Origin of the sequence: Methanococcus voltae, from assembly GCF_024807655.1 — an archaeon.
Taxonomy (GTDB): Archaea; AGJL01; Methanococci; order Methanococcales; family Methanococcaceae; genus Methanococcus; species Methanococcus voltae_D.
In genome coordinates, this window is record NZ_JANUCR010000003.1 from 149,074 (window position 1) to 163,446 (window position 14,373).

At 30.0% G+C, this 14,373-nt stretch carries 14 protein-coding genes; 7 read left to right on the plus strand and 7 right to left on the minus strand.

The genetic code is table 11. The annotated features are described in order from the left end of the window. Positions 1-287: 287 nt before the first annotated feature. Together cutA and J3E06_RS04895 are read right to left on the minus strand one after the other, a co-directional pair. Positions 288-653 (minus strand): divalent cation tolerance protein CutA, encoded by a 366-nt coding sequence (gene cutA / locus J3E06_RS04890; RefSeq protein WP_013180169.1) that lies wholly within the window; start codon positions 651-653, stop codon positions 288-290. A 194-nt stretch (positions 654-847) separates the two neighbouring features. Next, a complete protein-coding gene (locus J3E06_RS04895) occupies positions 848-2,023 on the minus strand; it encodes an FprA family A-type flavoprotein (protein WP_013180170.1) in 1,176 nt (391 codons plus the stop codon). Positions 2,024-2,455: 432 nt separating this feature from the next. On the opposite strand from J3E06_RS04895, the gene pth2 reads away from it, so the two are divergent. From pth2 to J3E06_RS04915, 4 genes are all read left to right on the plus strand, one after another. Beyond that, positions 2,456-2,806: a peptidyl-tRNA hydrolase Pth2 gene (gene pth2 / locus J3E06_RS04900; RefSeq protein ID WP_013180171.1), complete on the plus strand. Its 351-nt coding sequence runs from the start codon at positions 2,456-2,458 to the stop codon at positions 2,804-2,806. 249 nt (positions 2,807-3,055) lie between these two features. Next, complete coding sequence (locus tag J3E06_RS04905; protein ID WP_013180172.1) at positions 3,056-4,294, plus strand: methanogenesis marker 15 protein; 1,239 nt, start codon at positions 3,056-3,058, stop codon at positions 4,292-4,294. A gap of 461 nt (positions 4,295-4,755) precedes the next feature. Next, positions 4,756-5,097 carry a P-II family nitrogen regulator gene (locus J3E06_RS04910; RefSeq protein ID WP_013180173.1) on the plus strand — a complete coding sequence of 114 codons (342 nt, stop codon included), beginning with the start codon at positions 4,756-4,758 and terminating at the stop codon, positions 5,095-5,097. 85 nt (positions 5,098-5,182) lie between these two features. Continuing rightward, positions 5,183-6,409: an ammonium transporter gene (locus tag J3E06_RS04915; protein WP_013180174.1), complete on the plus strand. Its 1,227-nt coding sequence runs from the start codon at positions 5,183-5,185 to the stop codon at positions 6,407-6,409. A gap of 174 nt (positions 6,410-6,583) precedes the next feature. Here the strand turns inward: J3E06_RS04915 and pyrC are convergent, their stop codons facing one another. The 3 genes from pyrC to J3E06_RS04930 form a co-directional block, all read right to left on the minus strand. Further along, positions 6,584-8,014 (minus strand): dihydroorotase, encoded by a 1,431-nt coding sequence (gene pyrC / locus J3E06_RS04920; RefSeq protein ID WP_013180175.1) that lies wholly within the window; start codon positions 8,012-8,014, stop codon positions 6,584-6,586. Further along, a complete protein-coding gene (locus J3E06_RS04925; protein ID WP_013180176.1) occupies positions 7,998-9,116 on the minus strand; it encodes an RluA family pseudouridine synthase in 1,119 nt (372 codons plus the stop codon). Before J3E06_RS04925 ends, pyrC begins: the two co-directional genes overlap by 17 nt. Positions 9,117-9,227: 111 nt before the next feature. Continuing rightward, entirely contained in the window at positions 9,228-10,106 is an 879-nt protein-coding gene (locus J3E06_RS04930) for an AIR synthase related protein (RefSeq protein WP_013180177.1), read from the minus strand. Positions 10,107-10,295: 189 nt separating this feature from the next. Between J3E06_RS04930 and aksF the strand changes: the two genes are divergently transcribed. The 3 genes from aksF (at position 10,296) to J3E06_RS04945 (ending at position 12,705) form a co-directional block, all read left to right on the plus strand. Further along, complete coding sequence (gene aksF, locus J3E06_RS04935; protein WP_013180178.1) at positions 10,296-11,330, plus strand: homoisocitrate dehydrogenase; 1,035 nt, start codon at positions 10,296-10,298, stop codon at positions 11,328-11,330. Positions 11,331-11,477: 147 nt separating this feature from the next. Beyond that, positions 11,478-12,137, plus strand: coding sequence for a nucleotidyltransferase domain-containing protein (locus J3E06_RS04940; protein WP_013180179.1), 660 nt, complete (start codon positions 11,478-11,480; stop codon positions 12,135-12,137). Between the two features lie 19 nt (positions 12,138-12,156). Next, a complete protein-coding gene (locus J3E06_RS04945) occupies positions 12,157-12,705 on the plus strand; it encodes a hypothetical protein (protein ID WP_013180180.1) in 549 nt (182 codons plus the stop codon). A gap of 32 nt (positions 12,706-12,737) precedes the next feature. On the opposite strand, the gene hdrB is transcribed toward J3E06_RS04945, so the two are convergent. Continuing rightward, positions 12,738-13,622, minus strand: a complete 885-nt coding sequence (gene hdrB / locus J3E06_RS04950) for a CoB--CoM heterodisulfide reductase subunit B (protein WP_013180181.1) — start codon at positions 13,620-13,622, stop codon at positions 12,738-12,740. A 182-nt stretch (positions 13,623-13,804) separates the two neighbouring features. Beyond that, complete coding sequence (gene hdrC / locus J3E06_RS04955; protein WP_013180182.1) at positions 13,805-14,362, minus strand: CoB--CoM heterodisulfide reductase subunit C; 558 nt, start codon at positions 14,360-14,362, stop codon at positions 13,805-13,807. Between the last annotated feature and the right edge of the window lie 11 nt (positions 14,363-14,373).

Consider the following 14,373-nt stretch of genomic DNA (forward strand, 5'->3'; position numbering starts at 1 on the left):
TAATTTATCTATATTATTATATATTTATAAATTTAATTTTGTAATTATATATGTTTTTTTAAATGATTTTAATAAAAATTTAATATTTTACAAAATTAAACACTTTTATATAATATCGTTTTATCGTTTAAATTTAAGCGTACTTAAATAATTAATATAGGATATTCTAACTAGTTATATATAAATACTACGATTTTGCACCTTTAAATTATTAATTTTTATAGTAATATTATTATTATTAGTATTAATAATCAATATCAGTTGCAATACCATAAAACTGTAGTATATTATTTAAAACCATAATTTGATAAATGTTCTTTAAATTCAGAATTTAATTCCTCCACATTTATTTTAAGTAATATTGGGGTACTATAGGGATGAATTTCACTAAATAAATTACATAGCTCATTCCAATTTTTTGAAGATGTTTTGTAAACTACCCCTACCTCATAGCTCGTAATGATTTGACTATTTCCATCATCCATATTCTTCAAAATTTTTTCATTGTAATCTAAAGTGTCAGAAGTTTTGCCAAGATATAAAGAATTATGCTCCCAAAAATTAGCACAAAATATTAACTTTTTTTCAAGTAATAATTCAGAAATACTTTTAGCAGAATTTAAACTCGGAAAAGTTGAGTATATTAATATCATAGATTTAACCGCCTATAAATTTTAAATTAATAGTAAATCGGTAAATATAGTTGATAATTTAATATATAATAATGTAAAAAGCATAAATTTATGGCTATTAAAAAAGTTGTTAAAAATAATTATTATTTTTATTTTTTATTCTATTTTTTAGGTTATTATTATTATTATTATTATTATTACTATTATTACTATTATTATTCATTAGAATGATTGCTACTTCCCAATTTTCTTCCAAATTCACGGCATGCCCGTAATTCCTCTAACTGTGGTGTAAATCTTATTTTTAAACAATCGTCGTCTATAACTTTATAGTTTAATTTTTTAAAAGTTTCTTCAATATGTTCTGTAGCACATTCTACCCATCCGTAGGAGCCAAAAGCTACACCAACCTTATCTACGGGCTTCAAATCCTCTAACCACGATAATATATTTCGTACTGGAGGATATATGTTAGCATTCATTGTAGGAGAACCTACAAGTACATAACGAGCATTCATAATTTCATTCATAATCGTATTTATTGAAGATTCGGTATTTAATATCCTAACTTTTACACCACTATTAATTAATCCATCTGCGAGTGCATAAGCTATTTTTTCAGTAGCTCCGTACATTGTACCGTATAATATTACTGCTTTATTTTCAGGAACGTCAGAGCTCCAAACTGCATATTTATAGATTATATCGTCAACTAAATCGCCCCTCCAAACAGTGCCGTGTGCTGGACAAATATAGTTTATTTCATATTGCGATAATTCTTCTAATACCGAACCTACAAACATTCGATATGGCAATATAATAGAAGCAAAATAATCTTTAGCCTCATAAAATGACCTACTACCGCCATCAATTTGGTCTGCAAATCTCTCAGAAGATGCTAAATGTTGACCAAATGCATCGTTAGAATAAAGTACTCCATCACTCGAATAAGTGACCATATTATCTGTCCAGTGCAACATCGGCGTCCTTATAAATTTTAAAGTTCTCTCGCCAATTTCTAAAGTTTCATTCGTATCTACGACCACGAAATGCCATTCTCTCGTATCATACATTCGTTCTAAATATTCCTTTGTAACTTTATTTGCTATAACTTTAGCACCTGTATCTCTTACTAAATACTCTAAACTACTACTATGGTCCATTTCAGAGTGGTTAATCACAATATAATCAATTTTTTGAGGATTTATCACTTTTGCAATATTCTCGATAAATGCATCATAATATTCTTTTTTTACTGCGTCAATTATAACTTTTTTATCATCAAGTATCAAATATGAATTATAGCTCGTGCCGTGTATATCAAAACCGTGAAAATGAGATGCTTTCCAATCTACAACCCCTACTTGATATACCCTATCGGTAATTTTCATAACTACACCTTTTAGATTAAATAATTTGGATAAATTAAATAAAGTAGATTATATTATTATATTATTATATTATTATATTATTACAATAGTATACTAATATAATATTATATTAGAATTATAACCTAAAACTGTCTAAGGTATTTTATTTTATCCGTAGTACTTGTATTATCAGTATATTTATTCCCAATATGCCCTCCATTATATTGATAATTACCAAATACTATATAATGTAGTAATTTATTAATTATTCATTATTATTCTTAATATATAATATATTATATTGGACAGATTACATCTTATAATTTACCATAGTAATTTATTTAGTTCATTTGTTTTAATACATTATTATTTATGAAAATTTCAATATATAAATTAACTGCATTATTAGAATTATTTATGAAAAGATAGTGCATATTCTAAAGAGGACGAAACATGTACGAACAAGTAATCATTATTAGAAATGATTTAAAAATGGGTAAAGGTAAAATAGCAGCACAAGCAAGTCATGCTGCAATACAGGCTTTTTTGCACGCTGAAAAAATATGCCCTGACGTAGTTAAAAAATGGATGAATGAAGGTCAAAAAAAAGTAGTTTTAAAAGTTAATTCTGAAAGTGAACTATTGGAAGTATTTAAAAACGCCAACATAGAAGGTTTACCTGTTGGATTAATTAGGGACGCAGGCAGGACGCAGATTGCTTCTGGAACCCTTACTGCAGTAGGAATAGGCCCTGAAAAAGAAGAAAAAATTTCTAAAATTACCAAAGATTTAAAATTGTTATAGAATAAATTGATAAAATGAATTGATAAAATGAATTGAAATTAAAATGTATGGTTTAATATATATTATAAAAGATATACAATATATCAATATAATTAGTATGTTAAAATATAATATCAATATTATGATAATAGTACAGTGATAATCTGAATAATATAATGATAATATTGTTTTAAATTATATTAAATATATGAATATGGAAAATATAGGAAATATGAAAAATATGTTTAATTATATTTATTTGGTGATATTATGACGGTTAAAATTGCAGAACTTACTTGCGGTGCTGAATATAGTGGCGTACAAGCTGAAATAGAAAAAGCTGCCCAATTAGTTGGTGGAGAAATCGTATTTCCAGAGGTGGACCTTGAATATATCGATGAAATTCAAAAACATCTTGGTTTCGAAGTAGCTTCAGCAAATTTAAAATTAATGTTTGCAAGAGCAATGTCTATCATCGAAGGAAAAACAGATGCTGAAGCGGTTTTTATTGCTACCTGTTTTAGATGTGCCGAGGGGGCATTAGTAAGGAACGAAGTAAGGAGATTAATACAACAACATACTGATTTACCAGTTGTTATGTATTCATTCACTGAAAGAACTAAAGCTCCAGAATTACTTACAAGAATGGAAGCACTTGTCACAATCGTAGAAAAAAAATCATTACTTGCAAGGAAAAAACAGGAAGGTATCAGTCTTGGGTTAGATAGTGGTTCTACAACTACAAAAGCAATTATAATGAAAGATAACGAAATTATAGGTACAGGATGGGTTTATACTAAAGACGTTGTTAAATCAGCCCAGGAAGCTCTCGATAATGCACTAAAAGAAGCTAATATCACGATGGACGATATTGAAACAATCGGTACAACCGGTTATGGTAGACATAACTTAGGTAGACACTTTAATGCGGATTTAATACAGGAAGAATTAACCGTTAACTCAAAAGGTGCGGCTTTCTTAGCAAATACTCAAGAAGGGGAGTCTACGGTTATTGATATTGGCGGTATGGATAACAAAGCTATTTCATTGAACAATGCAATTCCGGATGGTTTCACGATGGGCGGTATTTGTGCTGGTGCGAGTGGTAGATTCTTTGAAATGACCTCAAGAAGATTGAGTGTAGAAATTGGAGAACTTGGAGATATGGCTGCCGAAGGAGACTGGAGAAACGTTATGATGAACAGCTATTGTATTGTTTTCGGTATTCAAGACTTAGTTACGAGCCTTGCCGAAGGTGCTACACCTAATGACGTTGCAGCAGCTGCAGCTCACTCTGTTGCAGAGCAAATTTATGAACAACAGTTGCAGGAGGTTGATGTAAGGGAACCATTAATCTTAGTTGGGGGGAGCAGTTTGTTAAAAGGTATGGTTATGGCTCTTGAAGAGATTTTGGGCAAAAAAATCGTTGTTCCTAAGTATTCACAGTACATTGGTGCAGTTGGTGCAGCGTTATTAGCTTCAGGATATAGATATAATAAGAAAAAATAATCAAATATATTTTTTATTTTTCGTAGTTTAAATTTATATTTTTATTTTTAATTCTATTTTTATTTTATTACTATTTTCAAATATTTTATTATCATTTATTAAACTATGTGTAAAAATTAATACATTATACCCATTTTAAGATATTTTTTTAAAAAATAGTAATTTATAAAGTTTTGTCCCACCATATATTCGGATAAATATATATAGTAGGATATACATTAGTAATATTAAGTCGGAATCGGAATTCCGGTTCCGGTATAAAGTAAATGTTAACTTCACTTAATAAATATTGTAATACTAAACATTGTTAATTACAAATAATAACCCAAATATTAATCAAAAAATATACCAATTAAGTAAATAACTCCAAAAAATAGATAAAAAACAAAATAAGCCCTAAAAATATAAAACAATTAAAATAACAACAAAAACAAAAAATAATAAAATTATTGTGTGAAATTATGAAAAAAATTGAAGCTATTATACGTGTGGAAAGGCTAAATATCGTTAAAACAGCACTTGCGGATAATGGATTCATTAGTTTGACGGTTTCCGAAGTAAAAGGCCGTGGTGTTCAAGGCGGTATAGTCGAAAGATACAGAACTTCCGAGTATATAGTTGACTTATTGCCAAAGATAAAACTTGAGATAGTCGCTTCAGATGAAGAAAAAGATAAAATAATCAGTATAATCAAAGAAAATGCTTATACTGGCAATATGGGAGATGGAAAAATATTTGTAATCCCGTTAGAAGAAGTAATAAGAATAAGAACCGGTGAAAACGGTACTACTGCCATTAAATAAGCATAGCTAAATGATATGAAAAAAATGAATAAAAAATGAATAACGACCAAAATATAAAACAATCAAAATATTAAAAGGTGAATTTGTGGCTATAACAGAAATTGCGGGGGGTACAACGAACATTGCTCAGGGTTTAGCGAGTTTAGCGAGTGCTGGAGACGTTATGTTCTTAGTATTTGCAGGTGTTCTTGTATTTACCATGCAACTTGGATTTGCACTACTTGAAGGAGGGCAAGTGCGTGAAAAGAACGTTAACAACGTTATGATGAAAAACATGTCCGATTGGATGATTGCAGGTATCTCCTGGTTATTCGTAGGATATGTATTATCTACATCATTAAACATAGGCGATTTAGTAGCTTGGTGGGGAAACATAATGAATACATCTTCATTAAGCAACTTGGATTTAGCTAACTGGTTCTTTGGTCTTACTTTTGCAGGTGCAGCATCTACAATTGTTTCTGGAGGAGTGGCCGAGAGGATTAAATTTAGCTCATATATATTAATTGCAATTGTAATTACCGCACTTATATACCCTATATGGGTACACATTAGCCCCTGGGGTGCTGGATTACTAAACTACGCTGATTACGCAGGTAGCTATGTAGTACACGGTTTAGGTGGCTTCTTAGCATTAGGTTTAGTAATGGCCCTTGGACCGAGAGCTGGAAGATTTGTTAACGGTAAACCAATCACAATTGCAGGACACAACATACCAATGGCTACAATTGGAGCTTTCGTACTTGCTATAGGCTGGTACGGATTCAACGTAGGTAGTGCATTTGCCGTTGCTGACATATCTGGTATAGTTATCGCAACTACAACCGTTGCAATGGCAGGAGGTGGAATAGGTGCATTATTAGCTTCTAAAAATGACGTATTATTCACTGCAAACGGTATTGTGGCTGGATTAGTTGCAATTTGTGCAGGAACAAACGTAGTAAGCCCAGTTGGTGCTTTAATTATTGGACTATTGGCAGGAATACAATTGCCGTTCATGTACAAACTAATTGAAAAACTTGGTATAGATGACGTATGTGGCGTAGTGCCAGTACACGGTACAGCAGGTATACTTGGAGGAGTATTAACTGGTGTATTCGGATTAACTGCATTAGGCGGTCTTGGGGGTGTAAGTCTAATTGACCAGGTCGTAGCTGCAATTATAACCGTTATATTCGGAATTGGTGGCGGATACGGACTTGGTAAATTAGTAGGTGCATTTACTAAAGGTCTAAGGGTTACGGATAATGAAGAACTCGTCGGTTTGGATATATCTGAACACAAATTGCCTGCATACCCTGGAAAACAATAATTATGATAAATTACCAATAAAAAACATTATAAAAAATCATTAAAGTAAAATAATACGTAATAGTGCCAAAATATTAAAATATTGCTCAAATATCCCAAAATATAAAAATAACCATAATAAATTTAATAACATAATGATACGCCATATCAAAAAATTTAAAAATAAGAATTAGTCTTAATAATTCTTATAATATTTTCCATTTATTATTGTACTATATATTTTACATTTAAAAATCATATTATCATAAGGACTAAATTTAGCCTTTGATTTAAATTCAGAGGCGTTTACTATAGTATTGTCATACAAATCAATTACAGTAATATTCGCCATATTACTTACATTTAGACTGTTATTTATAGAAAATATCTTTGAAGGATTTACAGACACCATTTTAATGGCGTCCTCTAATTTAATCTTTTTTTCTTTTGCTAAATCAAAAACTATTGGTACAAGAGTCTCAATACCTCCGATACCAGAAGGACACTCCATAATATTATCTTTCATTTTTTGTTCATAAGTATGTGGTGCGTGGTCTGTAGCAATAATATCGACTGTTTTGTCATTTATGCCATTTATTAATGCTAAATTATCCATTTTAGTTCTGAGGGGTGGATTAAACTTACCCATTCCTTTTAAATCCTCTGCCATTTCCTCATTTAATATTAAATGATGGGGTGAAACTTCACAAGTGATTACTACATTTTTTAAAGTTTCTTTTGCTTTTTTTATCAAAAGTAAGGCTTCTTTAGTAGACACGTGGCAAAAATGTACTTTTGGAGTTATTTCCTTGTTTATTACACATTTTTCATTGTCAATTTCGTATAAAACTTTTAAAACTTCATCAATGGCATTTATCTCGCTGTATCTGTCTCTCATTCTACAGTGCGTAATGAATTTAAATTTACCATCTTCATCGGTTTTATTATTTTTATCACAGAATTCTTCAATAAAATTTTTATGCTCTGCGTGAATTGCAAAAAGTTTATTTTGCATTAAAATCTCTTTTAATTTGTAATAGTCGTTTATAAACAATTCTCCGACTGATTTAACCATAAAAATTTTGTAGAATTTTGCATCATCTACGATATCCATATAATTATTCTCCGTGATACCATATGCAAAATATAGATTAATTGCGCAATTATCCCCTTTTGCCTTTTGCACTTTCTCATCAAAAAGTTGTTTTGTAATCGTTGGAGGGTTGCTATTTGGCATATCTATCGCAAAACAAACCCCTCCATTTAAACCAGCTTCACAACCTGTTTTAAATGTTTCTTTTTCTTCATTACCGTGCCTAAAATGAACGTGGGCGTCTATTACCCCACCAATTACTAATTTTTCGTTTAAATCGATTAGCGGTAAATTGTTTTTATTAGTATTAGTATTAGTATTAGTATTAATATTAATATTATTATTAGTATTATCCTTATTATTAGTATTATCCTTATTATTAGCAATATTACTATCTTCGATTTTTGAAATTTTACCCTCAATTATTTCAATATCTTTAATAAAAAATTTATCAACTTTATCATCATAAATTTTACAATTTTTTAGAATATAGCTATTTCCATATTTTTCTTGATATTCATAGCTCAAAATCATCACCCAGTAAAATTTTAAAATCTTTTGGAGGTTCTTCAATTAATTCTATTAATTCATTTGTTCTTGGATGTATAAAAGTTGTTTTGTAAGAGTGAAGCATTAAACTGTAATTTTTAAAATTATCGTTTAATTCGTTGTTATTAGTATATAATTCATCGCCTACTATCGAAAAACCTAAATAAGCCAAATGTCGCCTTATTTGGTGAGTTTTACCAGTTATTAATGAAGCTTTTATTAAAGTAAAATTGTTGGAAATTTCGGTATCTTTATTATCTTTATTATCTTTAGTATCTTTAGTATTTTTGATAATTTCAAAATTTGTATGCTCTATTAATTCATCAGTATCTCTATCAAATATAATCACTGAAAATTTGGAATTATTTTCTTTATAGATTTTTAAACGTAAATTAAGGGGTAAATTATACTTCTCATCGTTTAAATTGTTATTTAATTCGGTATCTAAGCTATTATTTAAGTTAGTATCTAAGTTATCAACATCCATATTGCCAGATATTACAGCCAAATATTCCTTTTTCATACAGCCCTGAAACTGATTAGCTATTTTTTGGTGCGCAAATGAATTTTTAGCGATTAAAACGATTCCTGTGGTATCCATATCAATTCTATTGATAAATCTAATTTTAAAACGTTCTGATTCACTTTTGTTATGATTTTGATAATCCATTATTGCATTTGCGAGTGTTCCAGACTTTATGGTCTTCGTAGGGTGTACAACCATATTTTTAGGTTTATTAACTACTAAAATATCCATATCTTCATACATTATATCCATAGGGGTATTATCCAATTCGGTATTATTTATTAAATTTTCATCTGTTTCGATGTTTTTCCCCAAATAAATGGTTATTGTTTCGTTATCCTTTATTTTTGATTTTAAGGATATATATTTATTATTTACGAGGATATATTTATTTTTATCAAATTTATTAATTGATTTTCGAGATAATCCTATAATTTGCAAAATTTCAAGTAATTTTTTGCCAATAAGTTGATTATTTTTGTTATTTTTTGAATTTAACTCAATTACTAAATTATTTATGTCGCCCTCAATTTTAGGATTTAATGTTGATGATAATACCATAATACACCTTTACTTTTTTTATTAGTCTTATTCTTAGTCTTATTCTTAGTCTTAGCATTATTCTTAGCCTTAGTCTTAGCCTTAATCTTAGCATTATTCTTATTTTTATTCTTATTTTTTATAAGGGAAGCTTCTAATCAATTCTGTCATCTTAATTTTATCAATATATTCTTCTTTTCCAATTGAAAGACTTTTTTCTTCAGTTATTCTTCCAAAATTTGTAATTGGACATCTGTTTTCTAAAGAAATTTTTAAAACGTCATTTAAACTTTCTTCAGGCATTGCGATTATATACGTGCCTAAATACCTTGTAGCCCTCGGGTAAGGTATTGAATGTAATTCAACACCGACTTTTGCCTTTAAAATCATTTCAAGTAAATTACAAAGCCAACCGCCTCGTGAAGCATCTTTGCACGCATGGATTTCTACATCATTCTTTAGGATTTCTAAAAATGTATCATACTTATTTTTAGCTTTTTGTGCCCTTTCTCCGATATCACCCTCAATCGGGTGTCCTAACATGACTAAAACGTCATCAGACTTAGAACCGGCGTCATATATTATTTTATCGCTTATTAATTCACCGTGAACCATTACACTTACACAAGACTTTAATTCTTCGATTGTTTGCGTGTTTCCCCCGATTATTGGAATATCAAGACCCACGGACTGTTTTTTTAGTCCATCTATGACCATTTTGATTTCTTCAGGTTTTGCTTGGATTGAATCCATTGCAAATATCGGTTTAGCACCCATAGCTACGATATCACAGGACGTATGGATTAATGCAGTTTTAGAACCGAGTACTAATGGATAAGGTCCTTCCATATTGTATACTTTATTACCTATGATTATAGAATCGTCTCCTGCTCGTATCCCTGCCTTTAAATCGGGTATTTGAAGGTCCATATTCCAGAATTGCTTTCTCGGGTAGTTATTTTCGAGCATATGCTCTATTGCGTGATTAATTTCATAATTGATTGATTCCATAATTTCACCGCTGTCGCTGTTATTCGTAATGAATTGATTATTTCGTATAGATTAGTGATTATTGATTAAAATAGTATATACGTACTAATTTATATAAAATATGCGTATGATAAATAATATAAATTAAAAGAAAAAAAGAATAAGAACAATAATGCGAATAAAAACGATAAAAATAATTTAGATGATATTATGGGTAATTTAAAAAATTTTAAGATATGCGTGATAAAAGGCGACGGTATAGGCGTAGAAGTTATAGATGAAACCGTGAGAATGCTAAAAGCTTATGAAAAAATATTAAAATCAATTCATTTTGAATTTATTGAAGCAAAAGCGGGTTTAACAGAATTAATGACCAATGGAAACGCTATACCTAACGAAACAATTGAAATTGCAAAAGAGTGTGATGCAATTTTATTTGGGGCAATTACATCACCTAAACCAACGGAAATAAGCGAAGAACTTAATAAATCATATAAAAGCCCTATTTTAACCCTTAGAAAAGAATTAGACCTATATGCAAACGTTAGACCAACAATTGATTATAAATCAAATATTGATTTTGTGATAATTCGGGAAAATACCGAAGGTTTATACATAAAAGACGAATATTACGACGAAGAAAATGAATTTGCAATCGCTAAAAGGAAAATTTCTAAAAAAGGTAGTGAAAGAATTATAAAATTTGCTTTTGAGTATGCAAAATCTAACAATAGAAAAAAAGTATCCTGTATACACAAATCTAACGTATTAAGAATCACAGATGGCTTATTTTTAAAAACTTTTGAAGAAATTGCACAAGATAAAAAATACAATGGGATTGAAGCTAACGATTATTTAGTGGACGCTACTGCAATGTACATTATAAAATCTCCCGAAATATTCGATGTAATGGCAACTACCAATTTATTTGGAGATATCCTTTCAGATGAGGCTTCTGCGTTAGGTGGTGGTTTAGGTTTAGCACCCTCTGCAAATATTGGGGATAAATATGCGTTATTTGAACCAGTTCACGGCTCTGCTCCAGATATTGCAGGTAAAGGAATTGCAAATCCTATGGCAACAATGTTATGCTGTGCTATGATGCTTGATTACTTAAAAATAGATAGTGAACCGATTAAAAACGCTGTAAAACGTGCTTTCCTTGAGGGAAATACTACAGCAGATTTAAGTGGCTGTCTTACTACAAAAGAAGTCGCTGATAAAATTATTGATTATTTAAATTAACATAAAATTTTTATTTTTTTATTTTTTTTATTTTTTATTTATTTTTTATTTATTTTTTATTTTCCGTATGCTATTTGCCACCTTTTGGCAATATTGTGCCATAAATTGGCAAAAATATATATAGATAAATAAATATAATATACTATTATGAAAGCTGTTGACAAAATATATTGGGCATATTATAATCAAAAATCGGGAATTGGATTTGAAAAAAACCAAGTTCATTATTTTAGCGAATTAAGGGAACTTACGGGGCTTTCTCATAGTTCTTTACAGAATTCTCTTTCAAAAATGGAAAAAGATGGACTTATTGAAAAAATTAAGGAAAAATCTAATACGTATTATAAATTAACAGACAATAAATTTAACTATTTAAAATTTATCAGTTTTGATATTGATAAATTTGAAAATTTACATAGAAATGTTAAAATGCCGTTGCGTAAATTTATTGAGGAATGTCCAAAAAACATTGATTTTATAATTCTTTTTGGCTCTGCTTCTCGAATGGAAGAGCAACGTGGGAGCGATATCGATTTATTGGTTGTAATCAGTAGTTTTGAAAATTTAGAACTTCAAAAACTTTACGATGAAGAAATGAGAGTTTTAATTGAAAAAGCTAAAAAAAAAGCTAATTCTAAATCAATGTATCCGTTAAGTATATTTTATACAAATTACGACAATTATGCGAAATATACAAATTTAGATGGTATTGGGGGTAAGTACGGTAATGTAGACCACGTACTTGAACAGGCTAAAAAAACAGGGTTTCCGATATTGGGGCATCAAAAATATTATGGCATATTTTAGAGGTTAACGGGGGTGTTTTATGATGTTTATGATTACAAATTATTTTGACAATGAAAAAGAATTAAATTACAAATTAAGAAAATACAAACGAGAAAAAGTAATCGGAAAATTCAGTAATGCAAAAACACTGGTAGGTGCACATATTGAAAAGACAAATCACAATTTAGAGTTTGTAAATCACCTTATGGAAGATGAAGATTCTGAATTTAACGATTGGAAGATTACTGGACTTTACTATGCTGTTTATCACGCAAGTCTTGCGTTAGTTTGCTTAAAAGGGTACATTTCTAAAAATCACACTGCTACATTGTTATTTTTAATAAAATATTACTCTGATAAATTGAATTCTGATGATATATATTTTATTGACGAATTAGCACTTAATAAAGAAGATTTGTTATTTTATGCTGACTTAAAGGCTGAACGTCAAAAAGCAAGCTACTCAACTACTTTAAATTTTTCAAATAAAACTGTTGAAGAATTACGGTTTAAATCGCTTGAATACATAAATAAAGTTGAAGAAATCATCGAAAATTCTAAAAAAGTCAGTAATAACTTAATAAAATAATGAAAAAAGAATAATTAAAATACTTAATTAAATTAGTATCCTAATTTTTCCAATAATGGTTTAACTGAAATTTGGTGAACGTCTAAAGCTAAGTCTTTAGGGTCCATTCCCATAGCTAAACCTAAGAGTTGTGATAAGTGGAGAACTGGTAAATTGTATTCTTTACCCATTTTTTCTTTAATTTCGATTTGTCCTCTGTCAAATTGTAAGTGGCAGAATGGACATACGTTTACAACACAGTCAGCGCCTGCTTCAACCATATTTTCTAATTTTTCGTTGGTCATACTTAAAGCCAAATCTAATTCTTTAGCTCTTACACCACCACCTGCACCACAGCACATCATTTTGTCTTTGTATGCAACTGATTTAGCACCGGTAGCTTCTACTAATTCATCTAACATTGTAGGTCTTTCTGCTGCACCTAAACCTTTTGCGTTGGTTGGTTTTAAGAAGTGGCAACCGTAGTGTACACCTACGTTTATAGCACCTAAATTTTTAACAACTTGTTCAGCAATAGCTTCTGCACCTAATTCTTTTGAAATTAATTCTGCAAAGTGTCTTACGTGTGTAGTTCCTTTGTATTCCTTACCCACTTTTGCTAATTGTTCGTTTACGAATTCTAAAGCTTCTTTGTTGTCGTGCAACATATGCGCTGCTTCGTATAATGAACCGTAGCATCCATTACATACTGTAACGATGTCTGTTCCTTTTTGCTCTGCAAGTACTAAGTTTCTTGCTGCTAATGTAACCCATGTTTTTTGGTCGAATGAACCGAATACCCCAGGAGCTGGACAGCAGGAAGCTCCTTCGAGGTCTACTAATTCAACGCCTAATTTATCCATTACTGTTCTTGTAGCTGATTCCACACCTGCATATCTATTTGGCATGATACAACCGAGGAAAAATGCGTATTTCATAAAATCACCTGTGTTTTAATATTAATATTCGATTTGGTTTTCTAAAATCTTTATACCATTCTTAAATATAGCCATATGGTATTTAATTACTAAATTTGTGGGGAATTTAATAATTTTAAGTTAATAATTTAATTTAAGTTAATAATTTTAAGTTAATAATTTTAAAGTATTTAAATCATTAATTATTCTTTTAATGACATTGTTTCCCAATCAAATCCGATTAATTCATCGAATTTTAATTCTTTAGCGATAGTTTGAATTTCATTCATATCTTTTTCGCTGAATTGTGCAATAGGAGCTTTTTCTGATAATCCGATTGATTTTCTTAATTTTGCTGTGTCAGCATTTGCAGGTACTGCGTGTCCTGCTTTTAAAACGTATAAAGCTGTCATTTTGTGAGCTTTTGCCATATTGCCTTTTTGAGCTGCTAAGTTTCTTAATGCTTTGATAACTTCCGTAACTTTAACATCTCTTGGGCATCTTTCAAAACATGTGTAGCAAGTTACACATTTCCAGATGTCATCGCTGTCTAAAACGTCTTCAATTCCTAATAAAGCTTGTCTTATAACTTTTCTTGTTCTGTAAGCTGTTCTTCTACCACTTGGGCAACTTCCTGTACAAGTACCACATTGGTAGCACGCTTTGAATGATTCAATCACATCTTCCCCAGGTACTGGGTTTCCTGCTTCTATGATTTTGTCTGCAAATTTCTTATTTGTTCCAGTTTCCATGTTTATCATATTATTACACC

Excerpts from the sequence above, each read along its gene's own strand:
- cutA (WP_013180169.1), bottom strand. The coding sequence starts at position 653 with ATGATATTAATATACTCAACTTTTCCGAGTTTAAATTCTGCTAAAAGT.
- J3E06_RS04895 (WP_013180170.1), bottom strand. The coding sequence starts at position 2,023 with ATGAAAATTACCGATAGGGTATATCAAGTAGGGGTTGTAGATTGGAAA.
- pth2 (WP_013180171.1), top strand. The coding sequence starts at position 2,456 with ATGTACGAACAAGTAATCATTATTAGAAATGATTTAAAAATGGGTAAA.
- J3E06_RS04905 (WP_013180172.1), top strand. The coding sequence starts at position 3,056 with ATGACGGTTAAAATTGCAGAACTTACTTGCGGTGCTGAATATAGTGGC.
- J3E06_RS04910 (WP_013180173.1), top strand. The coding sequence starts at position 4,756 with ATGAAAAAAATTGAAGCTATTATACGTGTGGAAAGGCTAAATATCGTT.
- pyrC (WP_013180175.1), bottom strand. The coding sequence starts at position 8,014 with ATGATTTTGAGCTATGAATATCAAGAAAAATATGGAAATAGCTATATT.
- J3E06_RS04925 (WP_013180176.1), bottom strand. The coding sequence starts at position 9,116 with ATGGTATTATCATCAACATTAAATCCTAAAATTGAGGGCGACATAAAT.
- J3E06_RS04930 (WP_013180177.1), bottom strand. The coding sequence starts at position 10,106 with ATGGAATCAATCAATTATGAAATTAATCACGCAATAGAGCATATGCTC.
- aksF (WP_013180178.1), top strand. The coding sequence starts at position 10,296 with ATGGGTAATTTAAAAAATTTTAAGATATGCGTGATAAAAGGCGACGGT.
- J3E06_RS04940 (WP_013180179.1), top strand. The coding sequence starts at position 11,478 with ATGAAAGCTGTTGACAAAATATATTGGGCATATTATAATCAAAAATCG.
- J3E06_RS04945 (WP_013180180.1), top strand. The coding sequence starts at position 12,157 with ATGATGTTTATGATTACAAATTATTTTGACAATGAAAAAGAATTAAAT.
- hdrB (WP_013180181.1), bottom strand. The coding sequence starts at position 13,622 with ATGAAATACGCATTTTTCCTCGGTTGTATCATGCCAAATAGATATGCA.
- hdrC (WP_013180182.1), bottom strand. The coding sequence starts at position 14,362 with ATGATAAACATGGAAACTGGAACAAATAAGAAATTTGCAGACAAAATC.